This is a genomic window from Sphingobacterium sp. NGMCC 1.201703 (assembly GCF_047784615.1).
Lineage (GTDB): Bacteria > Bacteroidota > Bacteroidia > Sphingobacteriales > Sphingobacteriaceae > Sphingobacterium.
This window is the reverse complement of sequence record NZ_JBLOHD010000005.1, coordinates 1-21559: the sequence shown is the minus strand read 5'-3', so window position 1 is coordinate 21559 and position 21559 is coordinate 1. Positions and strand designations below refer to the sequence as shown.

The 21559-nt window shown below is 40.0% G+C and carries 17 protein-coding genes; 13 read left to right on the top strand and 4 right to left on the bottom strand.

All coding sequences use genetic code 11. From position 1 onward, the window contains the following. The first annotated feature begins 99 nt into the window (after positions 1-99). The 3 genes from ACK8HY_RS11145 to ACK8HY_RS11135 are packed head-to-tail and all read left to right on the top strand — an operon-like array spanning position 100 to position 3642. Positions 100-1494 carry a TolC family protein gene (locus ACK8HY_RS11145; RefSeq protein ID WP_416133673.1) on the top strand — a complete coding sequence of 465 codons (1395 nt, stop codon included), beginning with the start codon at positions 100-102 and terminating at the stop codon, positions 1492-1494. Between the two features lies 1 nt (position 1495). Further along, positions 1496-2452, top strand: a complete 957-nt coding sequence (locus ACK8HY_RS11140) for an HlyD family secretion protein (protein WP_077438882.1) — start codon at positions 1496-1498, stop codon at positions 2450-2452. A gap of 11 nt (positions 2453-2463) precedes the next feature. Continuing rightward, the gene (locus ACK8HY_RS11135) at positions 2464-3642 is read left to right on the top strand and encodes an ABC transporter permease (RefSeq protein ID WP_416133672.1); all 1179 of its coding nucleotides are present in this window, start codon (positions 2464-2466) and stop codon (positions 3640-3642) included. A gap of 81 nt (positions 3643-3723) precedes the next feature. Here ACK8HY_RS11135 and ACK8HY_RS11130 read toward each other — a convergent pair whose 3' ends face one another. The 3 genes from ACK8HY_RS11130 to ACK8HY_RS11120 form a co-directional block, all read right to left on the bottom strand. Then, on the bottom strand, positions 3724-4728 hold the full coding sequence (locus ACK8HY_RS11130) for an FKBP-type peptidyl-prolyl cis-trans isomerase (RefSeq protein ID WP_416133671.1): 1005 nt from the start codon (positions 4726-4728) through the stop codon (positions 3724-3726). A 23-nt stretch (positions 4729-4751) separates the two neighbouring features. Beyond that, positions 4752-5762, bottom strand: a complete 1011-nt coding sequence (locus tag ACK8HY_RS11125; protein WP_077438884.1) for a DHH family phosphoesterase — start codon at positions 5760-5762, stop codon at positions 4752-4754. 117 nt (positions 5763-5879) lie between these two features. After that, on the bottom strand, positions 5880-8519 hold the full coding sequence (locus ACK8HY_RS11120; RefSeq protein ID WP_416133670.1) for a hypothetical protein: 2640 nt from the start codon (positions 8517-8519) through the stop codon (positions 5880-5882). A gap of 268 nt (positions 8520-8787) precedes the next feature. On the opposite strand from ACK8HY_RS11120, the gene ACK8HY_RS11115 reads away from it, so the two are divergent. The 5 genes from ACK8HY_RS11115 (at position 8788) to ACK8HY_RS11095 (ending at position 15183) form a co-directional block, all read left to right on the top strand. Beyond that, entirely contained in the window at positions 8788-9177 is a 390-nt protein-coding gene (locus ACK8HY_RS11115; protein ID WP_077438886.1) for a DUF423 domain-containing protein, read from the top strand. 150 nt (positions 9178-9327) lie between these two features. Then, positions 9328-11811, top strand: coding sequence for a primosomal protein N' (priA, locus tag ACK8HY_RS11110; protein ID WP_416133669.1), 2484 nt, complete (start codon positions 9328-9330; stop codon positions 11809-11811). Between the two features lie 226 nt (positions 11812-12037). Continuing rightward, positions 12038-12694: a protein-L-isoaspartate(D-aspartate) O-methyltransferase gene (locus ACK8HY_RS11105; protein WP_077438888.1), complete on the top strand. Its 657-nt coding sequence runs from the start codon at positions 12038-12040 to the stop codon at positions 12692-12694. Positions 12695-12890: 196 nt separating this feature from the next. Continuing rightward, on the top strand, positions 12891-14714 hold the full coding sequence (locus tag ACK8HY_RS11100) for a MutS-related protein (RefSeq protein ID WP_077438889.1): 1824 nt from the start codon (positions 12891-12893) through the stop codon (positions 14712-14714). A gap of 67 nt (positions 14715-14781) precedes the next feature. After that, positions 14782-15183 carry an acyl-CoA thioesterase gene (locus ACK8HY_RS11095; protein WP_077438890.1) on the top strand — a complete coding sequence of 134 codons (402 nt, stop codon included), beginning with the start codon at positions 14782-14784 and terminating at the stop codon, positions 15181-15183. 269 nt (positions 15184-15452) lie between these two features. Here the strand turns inward: ACK8HY_RS11095 and smpB are convergent, their stop codons facing one another. Continuing rightward, positions 15453-15908 carry an SsrA-binding protein SmpB gene (gene smpB / locus ACK8HY_RS11090; RefSeq protein ID WP_077438891.1) on the bottom strand — a complete coding sequence of 152 codons (456 nt, stop codon included), beginning with the start codon at positions 15906-15908 and terminating at the stop codon, positions 15453-15455. Between the two features lie 410 nt (positions 15909-16318). On the opposite strand from smpB, the gene spt reads away from it, so the two are divergent. From spt to ACK8HY_RS11065, 5 genes are read left to right on the top strand one after another with little or no spacing between them, the layout of a single operon-like run. Beyond that, positions 16319-17518: a serine palmitoyltransferase gene (gene spt, locus ACK8HY_RS11085; RefSeq protein WP_077438892.1), complete on the top strand. Its 1200-nt coding sequence runs from the start codon at positions 16319-16321 to the stop codon at positions 17516-17518. A gap of 13 nt (positions 17519-17531) precedes the next feature. After that, entirely contained in the window at positions 17532-18653 is a 1122-nt protein-coding gene (locus ACK8HY_RS11080; RefSeq protein ID WP_077438893.1) for a hypothetical protein, read from the top strand. Beyond that, on the top strand, positions 18650-19642 hold the full coding sequence (locus ACK8HY_RS11075) for an NAD-dependent epimerase/dehydratase family protein (RefSeq protein ID WP_416133668.1): 993 nt from the start codon (positions 18650-18652) through the stop codon (positions 19640-19642). Before ACK8HY_RS11080 ends, ACK8HY_RS11075 begins: the two co-directional genes overlap by 4 nt. 9 nt (positions 19643-19651) lie before the next feature. Then, positions 19652-20344 carry a CDP-alcohol phosphatidyltransferase family protein gene (locus ACK8HY_RS11070; protein ID WP_077438895.1) on the top strand — a complete coding sequence of 231 codons (693 nt, stop codon included), beginning with the start codon at positions 19652-19654 and terminating at the stop codon, positions 20342-20344. Between the two features lie 2 nt (positions 20345-20346). Then, positions 20347-20742: a GtrA family protein gene (locus tag ACK8HY_RS11065; RefSeq protein WP_077438896.1), complete on the top strand. Its 396-nt coding sequence runs from the start codon at positions 20347-20349 to the stop codon at positions 20740-20742. Positions 20743-21559 lie beyond the last annotated feature (817 nt).

The following is a 21559-nucleotide window of genomic DNA, read 5'->3' as shown; positions in this document are numbered from 1 at the left end:
TATCTTGGAAAAAATCATGTGTGGTAAAACATACTTTATGATTTGCTGTTAAACAGTATAACGGTTGTTGCCCTATTTTTTAAAGAATAAATGAATCATATGAGGAATAAGAAACTATGCATGGGGTTGTTCACCTTTGCGTCGGTTATATGTTTAAATAAGCTGCAGGCGCAATCGTTGGTGGATCCTTCGGTCAAAGAGGTTATTCAAAAAGCCTTTCAGACAAATAAGGAATTAAAACTAAAGGCCTATGAGGTTGATAAAGCGCGGCTGGAGGCCGAAGGGGTAAAAGCCAACAAACTACCACATGTGTCGGCCTTGGGATTATATGGCTATGTGCATAGTAATGGTAGTGTGGATATCCCTACGGTGAATGTTCCGCTTCTGAATTTAGGGCTTTTTGAAGGAGCGACCGGATTTAGCATGCACGGACAAGCCGCATATGCTGGTGTTTCGGTGAAACAGATTATCTTTTCGGGATTACAGATACCCAATGGGATAAAGGCGCTAAAGGAGAAAGCTGTTGCACAGCAATATCTGGAATCTGCAAGCCGTGAGACGCTTTCAAAAGATATTATTGCTTCTTTCGATCAGTTGATGCTTTTGGATGAAGTGGACAAACTTATCGCAGATTCGGAAAAGAGGTTGAAAAAGGAACAAGAAAAGGTCAACAAAGCCATTCAAAATGGACTTGCTATTCCCTATGATCGGGATAAACTCAAACTGGCGCTGCTTGAACTGGAAGAGAAGAAAGTTGAGGTCGCTGGAAACCGGGATCTCCTTTGTCAGAAAATTGAACAGGAAACAGGCGTTTCTTTTCAGGAGGTTGCCGGCATTCATTATGGATTGAAGCCGATATTTTTGTCAGAAATACCAAATGATGTCGCACAACGATCGGAACTTAAAGCACTTGAAGCTTCATCAAAAGCTTACGAATACCTCTACAAAAAGGAAAAAGGGGGATCTTTGCCCGCGGTTTTTGCCTTTGGGTCAGCAAATTACTTAAATGTCTTCAATTCAAAATTAAGTATTAAAGACCAACCGTTGTTGGGAACGGTAAACCTTCCACTAAATTCAATCAAGGGGAGTCCGAATCTCATGGTCGGGCTGGGCGTAAAATGGGACCTTTATACCGGTGGAGAGCATCATAACAAAATTAAACAGGTCAAACTTGATCAAACCATTAATGCGACAAAAAAGGAGGATACGGAAGAAAAGCTGAACCTCTTATTGAGTAAAAATAAAGTTGGCTATAGTACCGGAAATCAAAAATTAAAGGTAGGGGAACAGCAGTTAAAGGTTGCTGAAAACAATTTATCCATGGCCGTAAAACAATATCAGGCGGGACTGATTGACGTGACAGAATTGTTGGCTGCTGAAAACGACTGGTATAAGGTCAATCTGGGCTACTTTAACAACGTTTTGCAACAGCGGAATGCAGCGGTTGAATTATTACACACATCTGGAAAATTATTACAAACTATACATGAGTAACATGAAAACTTTATATGGGATACTATCCTTGTCGATTTTTGTTTCCTGTACAAACCAAGTGAAAGAAAAACCCATCGAGGGGAAGGTGGAGCGCGAACAAGTGACTGTAGTCACAAAAGTACCGGGTAAAATCGCGAAGATCTTGGTTGCCGAGGGCGATTTTGTACATGAAGGGGATACCTTGGCTATTTTGAGTATTCCTGAGGTGGACGCAAAGGAGGAGCAGGCGAAAGGCGCCCTACAGTCTGCAGATGCACAATATAATATGGCTGTCAAGGGCGCTACCAAAGGACAGCTGGTTCAACTGCAGGCAAAGGTGGATGGTCTAAAAGAACAATATGAATTTGCGAAGAAATCAATCAGTCGGCTTGAGGCCTTACTGCATGATAGTCTGATCCCTCAACAAAAATATGATGAAACTTACGCAAAATATCAGGGCGCTAAAAACCAATACCTCGCTGCTCAGGCAGAAATGGCCGAAGCAAGAGGCGGAGCTAGACAAGAGCAACAGATTATGGCACTAGGGCAAAAGGAAAGGGCACTTGGAGCCGTATCTGAGGTTAATGTCGCTGCACAGGAGAAATATGTAATTGCACCACAGGACATGAGTGTTGAGACGATCAATCTCAAAGTGGGGGAACTGGCGATGGCAGGCTATCCGATTGTCAACGGTTCCCTTGACCGTTCTACTTATTTTAGATTTACACTGCCCGAAAATCAGATTGCGAAGTTCCAAAAGGGGGCGACAGTGACAGTGGAGGTGCCCTATCTGAGCAATAAAAAAGTGTCCGCCAAGATTGTTAGCGTAAAAGCCTTGAATTCTTATGCCAATATCGCTTCTGCTTACCCAGATTTTGATCCACAGCAAGCAGTTTTTGAATTGAAGGTCGTGCCTGAGGATATTGCAGGAACAAAAGATTTGTTAACAAAAACGCTGGTAGTTCTCCATGCGAATTAAAGGGAATGGGTGTGAAAAGATTTCTAGAATTAATCCAACGGGAGTTTAAGCTCTTTTTTAACAATAAGGTATTGTTGATGCTTTTTTTAGGAGCTCCGGTCTTATATGGTGTGCTGGTTGGTCATGTGTACCAACAGGGAAAAGTGACTAAAATGCCTGTCATTGTTGTGGACGAAGATAATAGCCCCTTAAGTGGTTCCTTTATCGATATGCTTTCAGACAACGAAAGCATACAGGTCGCAAAGGTATTGCCATCCTTGTTTGATTCAAAAGATATCGCCGTTCAGCATGACGCAACAACAATAGTTCATATCCCCAAGGGCTTTGCTTCAGGTGTACAACAGAGCCGTTTGCCAGAGGTGACCGTGTTTGTTGACGGCGCAAATACCTTGACCTCAAATACCGCTTTAATGGCCGTCAACGTTTGTGCGATGACCATGAAAGCGGGTATTCAGATTCAGGCACAAATGAAACGTGGCGTACCGGCAAAGGTCGCTGCTCAACAGTATGAACCGTTTAAGACAACGATTGTAAAGCAAAATATCCGAAGTGGAAACTACCTGTACTTTATGTTGCCGGGGGTACTCATAACCGTGTTGCAACAGGTCCTGTTACTCGGCTTGGCCTTATCCTTTTCTTCGGAGTTTGAGGGGAATACGTTCCCCGATCTTGTCAGAAAAATTTCGAACCCAGTGGGGCTTATTCTGATCAAGATATTACCTTATGTTCTAATGTCGGTAGGGATATTGCTACTGTATTGGGGCTTTGGAAAATATTATCGAATGCCACTCCATGCTGACTTTGGCCGTTTTGTACTATGTACCTTCGTGTTTTTGCTGGCGGTATGTTTTATAGGCGTGCTGGTGAGTATGCTGTTGCCTTCTCAACTGAAATCAACGGAAGTATTGATGGTGATTGCGACGCCAGCTTTTATCTTGAGTGGTTTTACATGGCCCTCAAGTCTGATGCCTGGTTGGGTGCAGGGTATAGCCAATGTAATTCCTTCAACACATTATCTTCGGATTTTTAGACTGCTATTTATCCAGCATGCGGAAAACTATCATACCAATAAAGCGCTGATGGCCTTGACGATCATTATGATTGTCTGTTTTGTGCTTGCGGTTATTGTGTTATGGTGGAAGATCCGGAAATTAAAACAGGCTGATAAGCAAAAGCAGGTTCAGCCTTAATCGGTATCTCACAAACAAAAGAGCCATTCCAAATTTTTGGAATGGCTCTTTTGTTTATGTTAGCTGATTTTATCGGCTAACTTATTTTTTAGCTGCCGGAGCTTTTGTAGCAGGGGCAGTTGCTGTTGGAGCTACTGTACCCGGAGTTGTTGGCGCTGGCGCTGGAACTTTTCCTGGTTTAATATCCAATACCTCTACTTCAAATACCAATGGTGCATATGGAGGAATCTTGCCCGATGGACGATCGCCATAAGCCAATGATGAAGGGATGACCAAAGTTGCTTTCGTACCTTTATTGAACAACTGGAATGCTTCTGTCCAACCTGGGATAACACCGTCAACACCCAATTGGAATTTCAATGCTTCATAAGGACGTTGTGGCATGAAGATTTTCTCTTTCTTGGCAACATCTGGAAGGTTGGTATCAAATACTTTTCCAGTAGTCAAAGAACCTACATAATTTACATGGATAGAATCCCCTACTTTAGCATTTGCACCTGTTCCAGGTTTAGTAATTACATATTGAAGACCTGAAGCTGTTTTTGTTGTTTTCAAGCTTTTGTCCTTGATGTATTTTTCCAATTTTGCAGGCTCAGCAGCTTTGTGCTTGTTCAATTCTTCTTCAAAGTATTTTTGAACTTGTTCACCCAATTGTTGATCTGTTAATTTTCCTTTTTTGAAGTGCTTTTTAACTCTGATTGAGAAAACTAAAAACTTGTCAGCAAATTCTGGTTTTGGTTGATGTGTTTTTGCGGCCATAGAATCCAAATTAATTTTGAAAACCAAGCTATCACCTTCACCAACATATTTGAATAGACCTGTAGGGTCTCCTGGATTTTTTGCAATAATACTGTCTGGATATAATTGAACGATCTGAGGAATTCCCATTTCGTAGGTGCTGCTCATGACAGAATCTCTATCTGTTGATTGTACAATGTCAAGTGCTAATAAATCGCCTGATACTGCTTTCTCTTTTGCATTATCATCCACGATTTTATACTCAAGACCACCTTCAGCCTTTTTGAATTTTTGGCATGACGTCATCAAAAGACCGGCAGCCGCGAAAAATAGAATTGCTTTCTTCATTTTCTAATGTATGTTACGATATCTTATTTTGTTAATATTTCTTTATAATCTGGTAAAATCGATTTGAATTTTGCGATCACAACAGCAAGGCTATCTTTCGAATTTCCGCCTGAAGCATTGAGATGGCCACCCCCGTTGAAATACAATTTACAGATTTCATTACAAGGAACTTCTCCAATCGATCGCAAAGATAGTTTAATTTGTTCATTTCTGTCAATAATTAACGCCGCTAATCGAATTCCTTTAATGGAAAGTGCGTAATTGACCAAACCTTCGGTGTCTCCGGTGATAACCTGAAACTGATTAAGGTCTTCTTTAGTGACATGAATGACTGCCGTATTGTACTCATGGATAACTTCAAGGCGATTGAGTAGACAAAATCCCAGAAATTTGAGCCGGCTTTCCGAAGAGCTATTATATATTTCTTCATGGATCGCCCAATTTCGTGCACCACAGTCAATCAAAGTTGCGATGATACGGTGAATTTCGGATGTCGTGGAGCGGAAGCGGAAAGAACCAGTATCGGTCATAATCCCCGTATATAGACACGTCGCCATATCCGCGCTAATATGATCCGCATCTTGCATCTCATTCACCAAAAAGCGATAGATCAATTGCGCGGTTGCCGCAGCAGATGGATCCCAAAATGCATAATCTTCAAACCCTTCCGGATCCAAATGATGGTCGATCATGCATTTGATTCCTTTTGCCTGACGGATAGGATCACCCATTTCATGAATACGAGCTAGCCCATTGAAGTCTAAACAGAATAATAAATCCGCAGCTTCAATCTGTTGATTATGTAAGTTGATATCCTGTGTATAAATCTGTACATTTTCCAAACCGGGCAACCAGTCTAGAAAAGCAGGGAAATCTGAAGGTACGATCAGGTTGACCTGGTGTCCTTTTGCAGTTAGCCAAAAATATAATCCCAACGATGAACCCAATGCATCTCCGTCCGGTTTGTAATGTGTGGTAATTACAATACGCTTTGGTTCAGCCAATAATTCTTTTAATTCTTCCGATTTTAGCATAGTCATATTAAGTCTGCAAACCTACTATAAAAAATTTAGATTAGACAAATTTTTTATAAACATGTTCTGCATACTATTTCGTTTTGTTTTGGATTTAAAAATTTGATTTTCAATATTTTAAAATTTATATACATAAACCTTAAAATCCTTTTTCATGCAAATCAGATAATTCGCATTGTCGCCATAGTTAATCGGTCCATAATAGAACTTGGAGAACCCTTCCATTGGGAATCCTTCCTGTACCAAACCATCCGATCCAAAGACATAGATCATGCGATTGTCGGTACCAACTCCCAGTACATCGGATTTACCAATACGTTTAAAGAAAAGTGGCCTATTGCTCGCTTCCTCAATGAATTTATATTCGAAATAGGAAGATGAGTCCCTTGCGCTATAGGCATTCAATTTATTGTTGGCTAAAATGATAAAATCGCGATCTGCACCGCCGCTAATATCTTCGAAATTAAAGAACGCATCCTTGCCCCAGGTACCCAATTTTATTTTTTTCGCTTCACCTTCAAAAGGCACCTTGAAAACACTTCCCTTATTATCCGCTACATAGACAAATGAATTTTTTTCATCTGAAGCAGCGACTAAACCGATGGGGTTCTTAATACTTTCACCCTCGGTATCTAATGTTTGCTTACGGATAATCTTACCATATTCATTGAAAAAATAAACCGAAGCTGTACTGGTACCGGCTATAATGTAATTGGTTTGTCCCAGTGTAGTTGTTTTTAGGTCAAACAGAATACGGCTGTCAACGGTATTGTTCTCCATTCCTTCCACTTTCTTACCATCTAATGTGTAAGCCAAAATGCGGTCCGTGGCTGGGATATAGATGCGTTGTTCTTTATTGAAGTTGGTAATTGTAGCGCCATAGCTTGCACTGGAAGGCAACTCGACCGAAAAGCCATTGATATTTTTCCCGTCAGGCATAATCCGGTAGAGACGGCTTTTGGTGACCATGACGATACTGAGATCTTGTAATTGAATCGGTTCACCTAAAATCTCGCCTTGGAAAAGATTTTGCCAAAGCTCCTTTCCATCTGGTGAAAATGCATGTACGGTGTGATCCTGTTCCTGGATCATAATAAATTTGTTTTTACCGTCCTGATCCAGAATCCATGGCTTATTGATAATGCGGTTTTCAAGTTGGACCGTCCATTCCGGTTTTCCGCCCAGACGTGTATCGCTTTTATAAAGTCCATATAAACTGGAAGCGAATGTTCCTTGATTGCCACTCAACTGGTAAGACCAGGAATAGAAGTTCTGGAAACCAAATTGCTCTTCATCCTTGAAATTCTTCGCATAATCAGATTTTAGGTTATCCAAAATATTGCTTTTAGCAGCTTTGGGTTCCAAGTAAAAGGTGACATTGCTCCGGCTATTTTGTATTGCTGCGTGGTTCTTGAAAATAGCAGTGCCCGATAGAAATTGCTTTTCACGGAATGACTCCCGATAATCCCGTAAAATTCCGGTTCTACTTGCAACTACCATAATATTGTCAACGATAGTAAAATAGGGTCTTGTGAAGCTTTTGAATGGTTCGCCAAAGGAGGCATATAGGAGCTGGGAATATTTAAATTGATAGATCGAGTCACCAACATCGGAACTGAATTTCTTGAAATTATTTGCAAATAGGCTGGAATCCGACAGACTGATTAAGCCCAGTACGTCTTGATTATCTAATTCCGCCAAAGCGAATTCGTCATTAAACAAAGGTGTGATCAAACTGTCGAATGACACTTTGCTGTCCTCTTCAAAATTCTTAATGCTCTTGCTGATACGCTCATATTCCTTTTGCTGAATCAATAGGTCTTTTAATCCTGCATGAAAGCTAGCGGCATCTGAAATGCTAAAATCGATATAAGATGCCGCATTTTTAGGTAGATAGTTTCCTAAAGCCTGTACTTGAGCAGTTTGGTTGGCGAATAATTGCAGATAGCTGTTTTTGCTCCCTGTTAGATCTGTCTCACCCTTAAAGATCAGCGCATCCTGTTTGAAATTCATATTCCAGGAAGTTTGGCCTTTCAACGAATCAATTAAATTAAGGTAAGTGCCAAATTTGGATTTCATCAATATCCGGGCAATTTGTGCTGACTGTTCATTGAAAAAATATAAACTGAGTGGTGTATTCTTATTGTTGTGATTGACAAAGAACTCAATTTGCTTATTGTTTATTTTTTTTACATTCTTATCGAAAATCTGTGCAAGAACCTGTTTTGAATAACTTGCAAAAATAATTTCGTGTGCATAAGCACAATAGAGTGTGCTGTCTTTTATTCCTTTATTGAGCCCAAAGAACCGTTGGCCCAAGGTATCGAAGGGTTGAACTTTATAATTGTTTTCGACCTGTCCCATCAGTTTTTCCAGCGTATTATTGTCAAGGCTCTGTCCGACCTGCACACTATAAAGCGCTGTTATCTGATCCTTTTCTTGGTGAAAAGACAGCAATATCTGTTGGCCTGCGACGAAAGGTGTCAGTTGTTCGTTTTGCAATAATTCTGCTTTTAACTGCTCTAGGTTACTGAAATTTCCCTGTCCCAGAACTGCTTTAAATAATTCGTAATCTTTAAATATTGTATCTACAGCCTCATTATTGGCAAAAGATGTAATGGCCAAGGTATTTTCTGGTAGGTATTGTAAGGCCTTGGAATCTTGTTTGTTATTTTTATTGAAATCTCCGAAAAGATAAATCGTTGCCACAATGACAGCTATGAACAGTAGAATAGTGATGATTATTGTTTTTTTCATCAGCGTAAATATTTATGAGTGCTCATCGTTAATGGTATAAGTGAACACGTTTCAATCAATTTGTTTTTTATGATAATGAAGCTATCATCAGCTTGTACGCATGATGGTTTCATCTGTAAAACAAACCTAATAAAAATATGCGGGAAGCACTAGAAAATCATGCTAATAATGGGTATTTGTAATATAAATTTAACAAAATATTCCTTATTTTGTTCGGTTTTTAATACATTTATCGAAGAAACACGTTTTCAGCATTCACTTTATAATAATGAATAAGAAAATCATTTTAGCCGCTTCGTTGTTGGGAGCGTTAGCTGTAATATTAGGTGCCTTTGGGGCCCACGGTTTGGAAGGAAAGGTAAGTACATATCATCTTGAAACTTGGAAAACTGCAAATCAGTATCATTTCTATCATACTTTTGCACTGTTATTCCTATCGACTTTCTCACGTGCAAAGACCTATTCGATCAAGGTGTCATTTATCGCTTTTATTGTTGGTATTTTGTTTTTTTCGGGGTCTTTATATCTGCTTAGCGTAAGAGAAATAACCGGCTTTGGAAATCCGGCTATCCTAGGTCCTATAACACCCTTGGGTGGTTTATCATTGATCATCGGTTGGATTGCCCTTTTTGTCGCAGCCCTAAAAAATAAATCATAATTTTCTGCCTGGATACAATAAAGCTTGCAGCTTGTTTAGATAGAGAGCCTTTCCGTGATTGAAAATCCGGGAAGGCTTTCGTTTTGATGGACCTAACTCTACTATCCTTTGTGGCGCTTTTTTTGTATTTTTATCCCATAATAAAAAAATATGTCCAATCCGCAATCTTCGATTTTTAGTGAAAGAGATACTTTGTTTGTTGATGTGGTTCTGCCACTTGCCCTGGCCAGAACGTATACCTATCGAATTCCGGTTGACTGGAATGACCGGATACAGATTGGGGTACGGGTTATTGTACAATTTGGAAGAAACAAAATTTATTCGGCTGTCGTAAAATCGATCAGCAAAGAAGCTCCCCTGAAATACGAAGCAAAGTATATTTTAGATATCATTGATGACAAACCTATTGTTGATCTGGCTCAATTTAAACTGTGGGATTGGTTGGCAGATTACTATATGTGCAGTTTGGGCGAAGTCATGCAGGCTGCGCTTCCAGCGGCGTTGAAACTGGCTAGTGAAACCAAAGTGATCTCTTCGATAACAGAGGAATTTGATCGTTCGACACTTTCTGATAAAGAGTATCTGATTATAGAGGCCCTGGAGGTGGCAGGGGAACTTAAAGTCAATGATATCGTGAAGTTACTGGGGCAGAAAACTGTATTTCCGATATTAAAACAATTATTTGAAAAAGGGATCGTGCTAATCTCGGAGGAAATAACAGAACGGTATAAACCCAAAACAAAAGCATTCTTACGTTTTGCGCCAGACTTTAGAAATGAGGATGCCAAACGAGAACTATTGGATAGTCTCAACCGCGCGCCCAAGCAGCAGGATGCGGTTTTGGCATTTATGCAGCTTATTAAAAAGACCGAGGAGATAACCCGCCCCATGCTTGCTGAGGCTTCCGGCTGCGGTAATGCAGCGATTACCGCGTTGATTGACAAGGGCGTGTTTGAGATAAAGGAGAAGGTCGTGTCCAGATTTCAGGGAGAAGATATCGAACTGGATGCTAATTTTCAATTCAATGAAAATCAGCAACGCGCATACAGCGAGATCCAACAGTCTTTTGAGGAAAAGGAGGTGACCCTATTACACGGCGTAACTGCATCAGGGAAAACACAACTCTATATACGTCTTATCGAACAGGCAATCGCTGAAGGAAAGTCAGCGTTGTATCTTTTGCCTGAGATCGCATTGACAGCACAGATTACAGCACGATTAAAACTGCACTTTGGCGATAAATTGGGTGTTTATCACTCCAAATTCAATGATAATGAACGTGCTGAGGTGTGGCATAAAGTCATGAAAAATGAATTTCAGGTTGTTATAGGTGCACGTTCCTCAGTGTTTCTTCCATTCCAGGATCTGGGAATTATTATCGTTGATGAGGAACACGAAAGTTCCTATAAACAATTTGATCCAGCGCCCCGTTACCATGCTCGGGATACGGCCATATATCTAGGATTTTTACATCAGACTAAAGTACTGTTGGGGTCCGCAACTCCATCTTTGGAAAGTTATTATAACGCAAAGGCAAAGAAGTATGGGTTTGTGCAGCTATTGGAACGTTATGGCAATGCACAGCTGCCAAGTATTGAGCTGGTCAATATTCCCGAGGAAGGGCGAAAGGAAAATATGTTCTCCTATTTCTCCGGAACGCTGTTAAAAGCTATTGAAGACGCGGTTAAAAATAAGGAACAGGTTATTCTGTTTCAGAATCGACGTGGACACACCACGATGATTCAATGTAATACCTGTGGTTTTGTTGCCAAATGCGTAAATTGTGATGTTAGTTTAACCTATCATAAAAGCTCCAATATGATGCATTGCCATTACTGTGGACATGTGGAGCCGCCGCTCCGGGTCTGCCCAGCCTGTGGAATGCCGCATATCGAAAGTAAAGGCTTTGGGACCGAGCGGGTCGAGGAGGAGCTGGAACTGCTGATGCCTGAGATCCGTATTGGGCGATTGGACCTAGATTCCACCAAGGGAAAGTATGGCTTTGATAAGATTATTACCGCTTTTGATGAACATGAATTTGATGTACTGATCGGTACCCAGATGGTAGCCAAAGGACTGGATTTTGGACGGGTAAGTTTAATTGGTGTTGTGAATGCGGATACCATTATTAATTTTCCGGATTTTAGGGCTTACGAACGTTCTTTCTCCCTATTTTCCCAGGTCGCTGGCCGTGCTGGCCGTCGGGAAGCCGGAGGAAGAGTAATTATTCAAAGTTATACAACGAATCACCGGGTTTTGGAACAGGTCGTCAACAATGATTATGAAGGGATGTTTATGACGGAAATTACCGAACGGAAGAATTACCTGTATCCTCCTTTTTATCGGCTTATTCGTGTTGATATTAAACATATAGATTTTCAAAAATGCTATGATGCCGCGAATCGTTTTGCAGCGGCTTTACGTCCGCAGCTCGGTGCCCGGGTATTAGGGCCTGAACCCCCGCTGGTCTCCCGTGTCCGCAATAATTTTATCCAGACGATTACATTGAAGATCGAACGAACAAATATAAGTATTGCCAAAGTAAAGGAATTGATTCGCTCGGTTTTATTGGATTTTGAACTGGATAAGACCAATAGCGGAGTTCGTGTGCAGATCGATGTTGATCCTTATTAATAATAACGTGTATTTGTTAAGTTTCCATACCGTAGGGTGCCAATAATAACTGTTCCGAATGCGATATGATCCAGCTATTGTTGAGATATTTATGATCTTGGGGCTAGTTTTTTTATACGGGAGTGTTTTTAAATGATCAGTGTGTACTGCCTGTATTGGCTTGATGTTAAATGATTTGTGAATAGTTCGGCTAAATATCCCTTTTTAAAAGTAAATTTGAAACATCATGGCGTATAAGTTTATTGATAATTATCGGGAAAGAGGTGCACGCAAGAAATTGGTCGAGCATCTTAAAGGAAGAGGTATTGAAGATCAAAAAGTATTGGAAGCTATTGGGAAGGTACCACGTCATTTCTTTTTTGATGAAACGTTTTGGAATCAGGCTTATCGCGATATTGCGTTCCCAATAGGTGACGGTCAAACAATCTCCCAGCCCTATACGGTTGCTTATCAATCTGAATTGCTCCACGTGAAAAAAGGAGATAAGGTACTGGAAATCGGAACAGGATCAGGCTACCAAACTTGTATTTTGCTCGAACTTGGCGCCGATGTGTATACGATAGAACGTCAGGAAAACCTTTATCAGCGGACGATCCAGGTATTACCTTATATGGGATACAAAGCAAATTTCTTTCTCGGAGATGGCTCCAAAGGTATTGAAGAACATGCTCCCTATGATAAGATTATTGTGACTGCAGGAGCTCCCTTTGTGCCTGAAATTATGTTGAAGCAGTTGAAAATAGGCGGGATTTTTGTCATTCCGGTAGGGGATGAAAAGTCTCAGAAAATGGTGACAATAATTCGTGTAGGTGAAAATGATTTTGATCGCATTGAATTAGACACTTTCCGTTTTGTGCCATTGGTTGGTGATCAGGCTTGGTGATTCATATTGTTTTGAAAAATTTAAGGGCACTTCGGTCCCTTATTTGTCTTTATGACAACATGTAAATGGAAATATATCGTTTTTTTTTATTTTTCCTTGTGAATTCGCTCTATTTAAAAATTATAGTTTCTTACAGTTGTGATTTTGGATGGGGCGCTTGTTGTTCAACTGATGGAATAAGAAAAAATATGTATCAATGAATCCTATAACGACATTATACGACCAAAAGCATCAAGAAATTGCCGCCACGGTCTTAAAATTAAATAAGCAGGTTAATACGTTGAGTTTAACACGACTCTTTGTCATCCTTGGTGGGGGAGCTCTATTGTTTTATACTTTTCAGCTGGAAAGTCTTCCATTGGTTTTCTTCTGTTTCTTTGCGCTGTTGTTTCTATTTGCCTATTTGGTACGCCGGCAGAGCCAATTGGAGCTTCAAAAGAACTATTTTGAAGCCTATTTGAAGGTGCTCTCCAATGAACAAAACATCGCTGGTGGAAAATCAAATATGTATGCTAATGGAGAGAATTTCGAGGATGGCAGCCATGCTTATAGTTCAGATATGGACGTATTTGGTGCACATTCCTTATTTGCCCAACTGAATCGCTCAACAACAAAACAGGGGATTGATTTACTGGCATCCTGGTTAAATGCTCCTCTGGATAGAGAGCAGATCCAACGTAATCAGGAAGCGTCGAAGGAACTGGAAGATGAATCGGAATGGATCTGGGATTTTCAGGCTAAACTGCTGGCAAATCTTAATCATAAATTAGATATTAAAGCTTTTTTGTCCAATTATTTCCAGGATCGGAATTTTAATTTTGGGAATGCTTTCATGCGTATATATGTTAACGTCGGACCCGTTTTATTTGTGTTGGCGCTTGTTGGTAGTTTTTTTATTTCCAAATTTGCAGCAATTGCCACGATATTAGGTTTGTTTCATATTCTCTGGGCTTTCGCGAAAGCGGGTAGTGTTGGTTTATTTTCTTCAAGGATAGATAAGATTGGCGGAATACTGGCTTCCTACGCCGATGCGATACAAGCTATAGAAAGTCACCCATGGAAATCCGCTTCCTTACAGGAAATGGCTAATGAATTAAAGCAGGGGGGGCATGCTGAGCCTATTTCAAAAGCATTTAAAAAACTCGCTGCGCTTATCAATAATCTTGATGCGCGAAACAATGTTTTTGTTGGCGTATTTCTGAACCTTTTCTTACTGTGGGATTTTAGACAGGTGCTGGCGATTATCGACTGGAAAAACAAGTACGAACAGGAGATTCTGAATTCGTTTGATACTTTGGCAAAAGTCGAAGCTGTAAATAGCCTCGCAATTTGGAAAAGGAACCATCCGGATTATAGTTACCCTGTCATCTTAAATAATCCTGGTGAGGACAAAATTGATGCGCAAGGTGTTTACCATCCACTCATCCCAAGGGAGTTAGTGGTTGCCAACGATTATACCAGTAATGATCATCGGGTCGCCTTGGTGACCGGATCCAACATGGCCGGAAAAAGTACGTTCTTGCGTACTATCGGTGTCAATGCAGTTTTGGCCTATGCCGGCGCAAGTGTTGCTGCCACGTCATTTCAATTGCCGATTTATAAGCTTGTATCTTATATGCGTATCCGGGATAATCTGAATGAAAGTACTTCCACCTTCAAGGCAGAGCTCAATCGCATGAAGTTTATATTGGATACAGTGGCTTCGCACAAAGATAGTTTCTTTCTGATTGATGAGATGCTACGGGGTACAAACTCCGTTGATAAGTACCTGGGTTCACGAGCTATCATTAAGCAGCTGGCTCGCTTGGATGGCAAAGGTATGGTGGCTACACACGATCTCCAGCTGTCCAGTTTAGAACAGGAATTTCCAAATGACATTAAAAATTATCATTTTGATATTCAGGTGAATGAAGGGCAGATGCTGTTTGACTATAAGCTGAAAACAGGAGAGTGTAAGATCTTCAACGCATCTTTGTTATTGAAGGGGATAGGCGTAGATATCGAGGAAAATATTGGATAAAAATGACTCAACTGTTTTTAGATAGCCTTACATTTGTGCTCTCTTGAATCCTTAAAAATAACAATAAATGACTTTACAAGAACGTATTGATTTATCGGAAACACATGTCTGCACAACTGTATTCCCGTTTTTGACAAATCATCACGATACCTTATTCGGCGGTAAGGCAATGTCCATTATGGACGAAGTGTCTTTTATGGCCGCAACGAGATTCTGCCGCAAGACATTAGTGACGGTATCAACCGACCGTATCGACTTTAATAAAGCAATTCCTTCCGGGAGTATTATTGAGGCAATTGCGCGGGTACAAAATGTGGGACGTACCAGCCTGAAGGTGAAAGTTGAAATATTTCTGGAGCATATGTATAAAGAAGGAAGGGAACTGGCGATCGAAGGTGTTTTTACTTTTGTTGCTTTGGATGAAAACAAGCAGCCAATTCCTGTTCTTGAAGGCTTGGATGTGGAGTAATCTATTCCTTGTAGAAGGATAGGTAGCATTGGCGCTGTCTAGAAACTCAATGAAGGGGCGGGTAATCCACCCCTTGCTTGTATCTATCCGTTTCGTCAGGTTATGTCCGTTTTAAACTCGTCCTTCACGACAGATCAGTGATCATTTAATTACGTTAGTAAATATCCAAAAAATCTTCGCGGAAGGTTCGATCAGTTCAATTGCTCTGTTGTGTTCAGGAATAAGGAACGTATTCCCTTGGATACTTTGACCCCGGTGCATTGGCCGTATTAGAACTTCATAACGCGATCGAGCTCGCGTTTGACATCTCTTTCCTTAATATTTTCCCGTTTATCAAAATCTTTTTTACCCTGTGCCAGGGCAATTTCAACTTTTGCAAAACCGCGAGAGCTGATAAAAATGCGTAACGGAACAATTGTAAAACCGCGTTCTTCTCCCTTTTCTTTTAATTTTTTCAGTTCTTTTTTTGTCAGGAGAAGTTGACGGTCACGTTTTGCTTCATGGTTGTAAAATGAACCCATGGAATATTCGGCAATATGCATGTTACGAATGTAAAGACCATCGTCGAAGAAACTACAGAAACTATCGTTAATATTTGCCTTTCCCTCGCGTATTGATTTGATTTCAGTGCCTAAAAGTCGAATTCCAGCAACGTATTTGTCCAGTAGATGATACTCAAAAGAAGCTTTTTTATTTTTTATATTGATATCTGAAGATAAAGCCATATATTGTTGTATATTAGTAAGTCTATACCATTGCTATTGCAATGAACCTAAATGTAACTAATTATAGGATAATTTATAGTTCGCAAATATAATTATTAAAATTGTCTTATTTTATAGTAGAATTGTGTGGGAGATGTTAGCGGAGTATTAAAATAAAATTAACTGTTTTGGGGCGATGTGTTAAAAATATGACTAAATTTAAGCGAAAGTCAGATTATGTTTTCGTATGTTTGCAACGTTTTTTGGAATTATTGTGAATATATACAACGTAGAATTTCAACTTACATTGTGGATAGAGCAGATTTTTATTCGAAGACAGAGTTTTTTATATAAAAGTCCAATTCGAGAATTTTGTTTGTTACAATAACATCTAAAAGTTAGAAATAGTTTTAGAAATACCTTTTTATCGCATGAGTAAAGGAAAGTTAGGCGAAAAAATATCGCAATTTAAGATTGTAGAGGAGTTAAAAGCTAAGGGCTTATATGCCTATTTTAGACCTATTCAATCAAAACAAGATACCGAGGTAAAAATCGATGGTAGACGTGTATTGATGTTCGGTTCTAACTCTTATTTAGGGTTGACGACTGATACACGTATTATAAAAGCAGCGCAAGATGCTTTGGAAAAGTATGGTACGGGATGTGCTGGATCACGTTTCTTAAACGGTACGTTGGATATTCACGTAGAACTGGAGGAAAAACTATCTGCTTACGTAGGTAAAGAAGCCGCTATTCTTTTTAGTACAGGATTCCAATCAAATCTTGGTCCTTTGTCTTGCCTGATGGGGCGTAATGATTATATTTTGTTGGATGAACGTGATCATGCATCTATTATCGATGGTAGCCGTTTGTCATTTGCGAAAGTCATCAAATACGGTCACAACAATATGGATGATCTGCGTGCTAAATTATCCAGGTTACCTGAAGAAAGCGCAAAATTAATCTGTACTGATGGTATCTTTAGTATGGAGGGTGATATTGTTAACTTGCCGGAACTTACCACAATTGCGAATGAGTTTGATGCTGCGGTTATGGTGGACGATGCGCATAGTTTGGGTGTTATTGGGCACAAGGGAGCTGGTACAGCATCACATTTTGGGCTTAATGATGACGTAGACTTAATCATGGGTACCTTCAGTAAATCGTTAGCTTCTTTAGGTGGATTCGTAGCCGGTGATGCTGATGTGATTGATTTCTTGAAACACAATGCACGCTCGGTTATGTTCAGTGCTTCGATGACGCCGGCATCTGTTGCTTCGACATTGAAGGCGTTGGAGATCATCCAAAATGAACCTGAGCATATTGAGAAACTGTGGAAAAATACCGATTATGCCAAAGCACAATTATTGGATCATGGCTTTGATCTAGGTGCTACGGAAAGTCCTATCTTACCAATATTTATTCGTAGCAATGAAAAAACCTTCTGGGTGACAAAAATGCTCCAAGATGATGGTGTATTTGTTAATCCAGTTGTTTCTCCAGCAGTTCCTGCTGAGGAGTCTTTGATTCGTTTTTCATTGATGGCGACACATACTTATGACCAAATTGATGAAGCAATCGAGAAGATGGTTAAAGTATTCAAACAAGCCGAAGTTGAAACATTAATATAAAATCTAATCGTATATGATTCAGATTGTACCCGTTGAAACAAAGAAACAAAGACGGTTGTTTATCGATTTCCCTCATAGTCTCTATGAGGGAAATCCTAATTATGTACCTGCCTTATTTCTTGAACAAAACGATTTGCTTTCCCCTGATAAGCATCCCTTTTATAAACATTCCCAAGCACAGCCTTTTTTAGCATACCGTGACGATAAAGTCGTTGGCCGAATCTGCGCGATTTGGAATAACAATCACAATGCTTTTAATCATGTGAATGAAGGTCAATGGGGATTTTTTGATTGTATAGATGACCAGGAGGTGGCTAACGCGTTGTTCGAAACTGCCGAAAAATGGGTGAAAGCCAAAGGCGGAGACACCATCGTTGGACCGATCAATTTATCGACCAATGATACCGTTGGACTTTTGGTGGAAGGTTTCGATAGACCACCCGTGGCGATGATGCCCTATAATTCGCCCTATTACATCGATTTAATTATCAATGCCGGTTACGGACATAAGGTCGATCTAAGAGCCTATCTGGTCATGGAGCAAACTGCTGATAAGCGATCTGTAAAGTTGTTGGATAAGCTGGAGGAACGTTTAAAAAGATCGGGCATTACTCTTCGCCAATTTAACGTAAAAGATTTCAAAAACGAAGCTGCGAAGGTTCGTGATATCTATAACAGAGCCTGGGATAAAAATTCAGGGTTTGTTCCGATGACGGAAGATGAATTTAACTATACGGCTAAAGACCTGAAAATGATCTTAGACCCACGTTTTGCTATTGTAGCCGAAAAGGATGGTGAGCTTGTTGGTTTTGGTCTTGGTATTCCGGATATCAACCAAATTCTGATCAAAGTAAAAAAAGGCCGTCTGCTTCCTACCGGTATTTTCAAATTGTTGTTCGGGAAGAAAAAGATCAATTTGCTTCGGGTGTTGATGTTGGGCGTATTGGAAGATTACCGCAAGATGGGTATTGAAGCATGTTTATATGGCCGAATTATTAAAGAATCAAAAGATTCTAATATAAAAGGGGCTGAATGTTCATGGATGTTGGAACATAATTATATGATGAACCATGCCATTGAGCAAATGAATGGAGAATTGTACAAACGTTATCGTTTGTATCAAAAATCATTATGATAGAAAAAATATTGATCACTGGAGCGAGTGGTTTTGTAGGTTATCATTTGACGAGGGCAGCGAAGGAAGCGGGGATGGAGGTTCATGCTGCTGTAAGAAAGTCGAGTGATGTTTCTGAAATTCGTTCTGTTGTGGATAAATTTGTTTATCCTGATTTCGCTGATGAAGCTTCGATAAAGGCTTTATTGGAATCGGAAAACTATACCTATGTTGTACATGCGGCAGCAATGACACGTGCCAAACGCGAAGAAGATTTGGAAAAGGTCAATGTTGGTTACACCAAAAACTTGGCATCGGCTTGTTTCTCTCTGAAAAATCCAATCAGCAGATTTGTTTTTGTCAGCAGCCTTGCTGCGATAGGGCCAGTGCCTTATGCATCCGATTTAATTGATGAACGTAATCCCTACTGTCCGGTAACAGCTTATGGGCGAAGCAAAAGCAAGGCGGAACTTGCATTGAACGAGTTTGTGGATCAACCATTGACAATTTTACGCCCTACAGCAGTATATGGTCCTAGAGAGAAGGATATTTTTATTCTTTTCAAAACCATGAACGGCGGAATGGATGCCTATGTTGGAAGATCTCCTCAGAAACTGAGTTTTATCTACGTTACGGATCTGGTTCAGGCGATTTTAAATGCCTGCCGCTTGGATCAAGGTGGGAAAAAGGTCTACAATTTGAGTGATGGTCAGGTGTATGACAGATATGAAATGGCAAAATTTTTCAGAGAGTTTACCCAGAAGAAGATGTTTCGTATGCATATTCCACTGGGAGTTGTTAAGGCGGTGGCCATCATCTTTGAGCGGCTATATAAAAATTCGAAAAAGATACCTGTACTATATCCAGAGCGATTGAATGAACTTACAGCTGAAAATTGGGGCTGTGATATTTCATTGGCTCAAACCCAGATACAATACCAACCTAAATATGATTTGAGAGCAGGCTTAATGGAGTCGCTAGCTTGGTATAAAGAAAATAAATGGTTATAATCACAGACAATGAGTGAGTTTAAAATAAATAAAAAGCTTTTCCAAGATCGGAAAAGAACAAATATCCTGAGCGAACCTGAACAAAAGCTGATTACGTACCTCGTGCCAAGGGTACCTAACTGGATTACTTCGGACGGGCTTACAGCAATCGGTTTTTTTGGCTCGTTAATGGTTTTGGGGAGCTTTATACTTGCAGAATACGTGGATATTCGCTATTTACTCTTGGGGATACCAGGTTTCTTTGTGCAATGGTTTGGTGATTCGTTAGACGGGCGTATTGCTTTTTATCGGAATAAATCGCGCCGTTGGTATGGATTTGCGTTGGATATTGTAATGGATTGGATCAGTACTGTCTTTATTGGATTGGGCTATGTACTTTATACGACAGGTGATTATAAGTATCTTGGATTTACGTTGGTTTCCTTATATGGTTGGGCAATGATTATATCCCAGCTTCGGTATAGGATTACAGATAAGTACACCATAGATGCAGGTATATTGGGGCCAACGGAAATACGGGTAATTATTTCCTTAGTAATGTTATTGGAAGTGCTCATGCCGGGCTCCATTAATTGGTGTGTATTTGTGATCTGTATTTTACTTTTTATTATCAATGCAAACGACACACGTCTCTTGTTGAAATTGGGAGATGCGAAGGATAAGGAAGACAAATTGAAAAAACAGCAAGAGGAGGTTAGCTAAATATGTCTTCAAAGATTATTCCTTTTTTGAAAGCACAACTCTCCGCCTTTTTGGGCGGATTGTTTGATTTTGGGGTATATTCTGCTTGTTATAAACTGTTTCATATTAGCGCTCCCTTCTCCAATGCAATCAGTGGTAGCCTGGGGGCGATCGTAAATTTTCTGATCAACCGGTATTGGTCTTTTGGTAGCACTCAAAATTCTGTTGCTAGCCAGTTATGGAAGTTTGTGATTGTTGTCTGTGGTAGCATTCTGCTTAAATCTACCGGTATCCATTTTCTAGTGGATGTGTACCATTTTAATTTTTTGTTGTCAAAGCTATTTGTCGAGTTGCTTGTTTCTTTAGGTTTTAATTACACGCTTCAGCGTTTTTGGGTTTTTAAAGTAATAGAGAAGTAATTTTCCTGCCTTCAATTGGACGATGTTAGTTCAGCTTAATCCTGCTTTTTCTTTTATACCTTTTCAGGAGACTTAATCTTTTTTTTCGATTTTTTGTTAGTGAAATTGTAATCTGGTGGCGACCACTTCAGGTTATTTGTGAAACGGCTCAATGTATATTTGATTTCGGTTTCAGCCTTTCCTTTTTAGACTTTCATTAAAAGCGCAGTATTAACAGTGATATTCTTTCTAAGTGAGATTAAGAACGTGTGGTTATAGTAATAATTGTTTATGGAATGATTATCCTTTAGTCTGGGAATAATCTAGATTTAAATTAGTATTTAGTTAGGTATTAATTAGCTTTTACCTAAACAATACCTAAACTAAACCTAAACAAACCCTAAGTAAACCCTAACCAAACAGATAAATTAAGTATACTTTGACCAGCCTATATTACCTGTTTTTATGCAGCTCCTCCCGGCTGTATTCTTGCCGTTTTTTTCTATATCTTCCATTTGATATCTCCATAGATGTTTTATGGACATTGACCCCAGCAGCCCGCCCCCAATCCCGCCGCAGATCCGGTACTAACCCACCATCTGTCTTTACCGGTACTCCCTTCGCCCCCCAATTCCGCATATTCGTACATAACCCAGCTTTTTTGTCCCCGCGTACCCCACTAGACCCCCTGCTGGGAAAAACAATCCCCCACCGTTCCAGCTAGTTAGCAGAAAAATAAAAGAAATAAGAACAAAAGTCTTGGAAGTTTGTTAATAAACTCCCTATCTTTGCACCACTCCGCAAGGGAGGGACGGTTGCCGCCAGAGCAGGCAGCCAT

What these genes read in the sequence shown, in the direction of transcription:
- ACK8HY_RS11070 (WP_077438895.1), top strand. Translation starts at nt 19,652, where the DNA reads ATGAGTGAGTTTAAAATAAATAAAAAGCTTTTCCAAGATCGGAAAAGA.
- ACK8HY_RS11105 (WP_077438888.1), top strand. Translation starts at nt 12,038, where the DNA reads ATGGCGTATAAGTTTATTGATAATTATCGGGAAAGAGGTGCACGCAAG.
- spt (WP_077438892.1), top strand. Translation starts at nt 16,319, where the DNA reads ATGAGTAAAGGAAAGTTAGGCGAAAAAATATCGCAATTTAAGATTGTA.
- smpB (WP_077438891.1), bottom strand. Translation starts at nt 15,908, where the DNA reads ATGGCTTTATCTTCAGATATCAATATAAAAAATAAAAAAGCTTCTTTT.
- priA (WP_416133669.1), top strand. Translation starts at nt 9,328, where the DNA reads ATGTCCAATCCGCAATCTTCGATTTTTAGTGAAAGAGATACTTTGTTT.
- ACK8HY_RS11120 (WP_416133670.1), bottom strand. Translation starts at nt 8,519, where the DNA reads ATGAAAAAAACAATAATCATCACTATTCTACTGTTCATAGCTGTCATT.
- ACK8HY_RS11075 (WP_416133668.1), top strand. Translation starts at nt 18,650, where the DNA reads ATGATAGAAAAAATATTGATCACTGGAGCGAGTGGTTTTGTAGGTTAT.
- ACK8HY_RS11130 (WP_416133671.1), bottom strand. Translation starts at nt 4,728, where the DNA reads ATGAAGAAAGCAATTCTATTTTTCGCGGCTGCCGGTCTTTTGATGACG.
- ACK8HY_RS11080 (WP_077438893.1), top strand. Translation starts at nt 17,532, where the DNA reads ATGATTCAGATTGTACCCGTTGAAACAAAGAAACAAAGACGGTTGTTT.
- ACK8HY_RS11140 (WP_077438882.1), top strand. Translation starts at nt 1,496, where the DNA reads ATGAAAACTTTATATGGGATACTATCCTTGTCGATTTTTGTTTCCTGT.
- ACK8HY_RS11145 (WP_416133673.1), top strand. Translation starts at nt 100, where the DNA reads ATGAGGAATAAGAAACTATGCATGGGGTTGTTCACCTTTGCGTCGGTT.
- ACK8HY_RS11100 (WP_077438889.1), top strand. Translation starts at nt 12,891, where the DNA reads ATGAATCCTATAACGACATTATACGACCAAAAGCATCAAGAAATTGCC.
- ACK8HY_RS11125 (WP_077438884.1), bottom strand. Translation starts at nt 5,762, where the DNA reads ATGCTAAAATCGGAAGAATTAAAAGAATTATTGGCTGAACCAAAGCGT.
- ACK8HY_RS11115 (WP_077438886.1), top strand. Translation starts at nt 8,788, where the DNA reads ATGAATAAGAAAATCATTTTAGCCGCTTCGTTGTTGGGAGCGTTAGCT.
- ACK8HY_RS11065 (WP_077438896.1), top strand. Translation starts at nt 20,347, where the DNA reads ATGTCTTCAAAGATTATTCCTTTTTTGAAAGCACAACTCTCCGCCTTT.
- ACK8HY_RS11095 (WP_077438890.1), top strand. Translation starts at nt 14,782, where the DNA reads ATGACTTTACAAGAACGTATTGATTTATCGGAAACACATGTCTGCACA.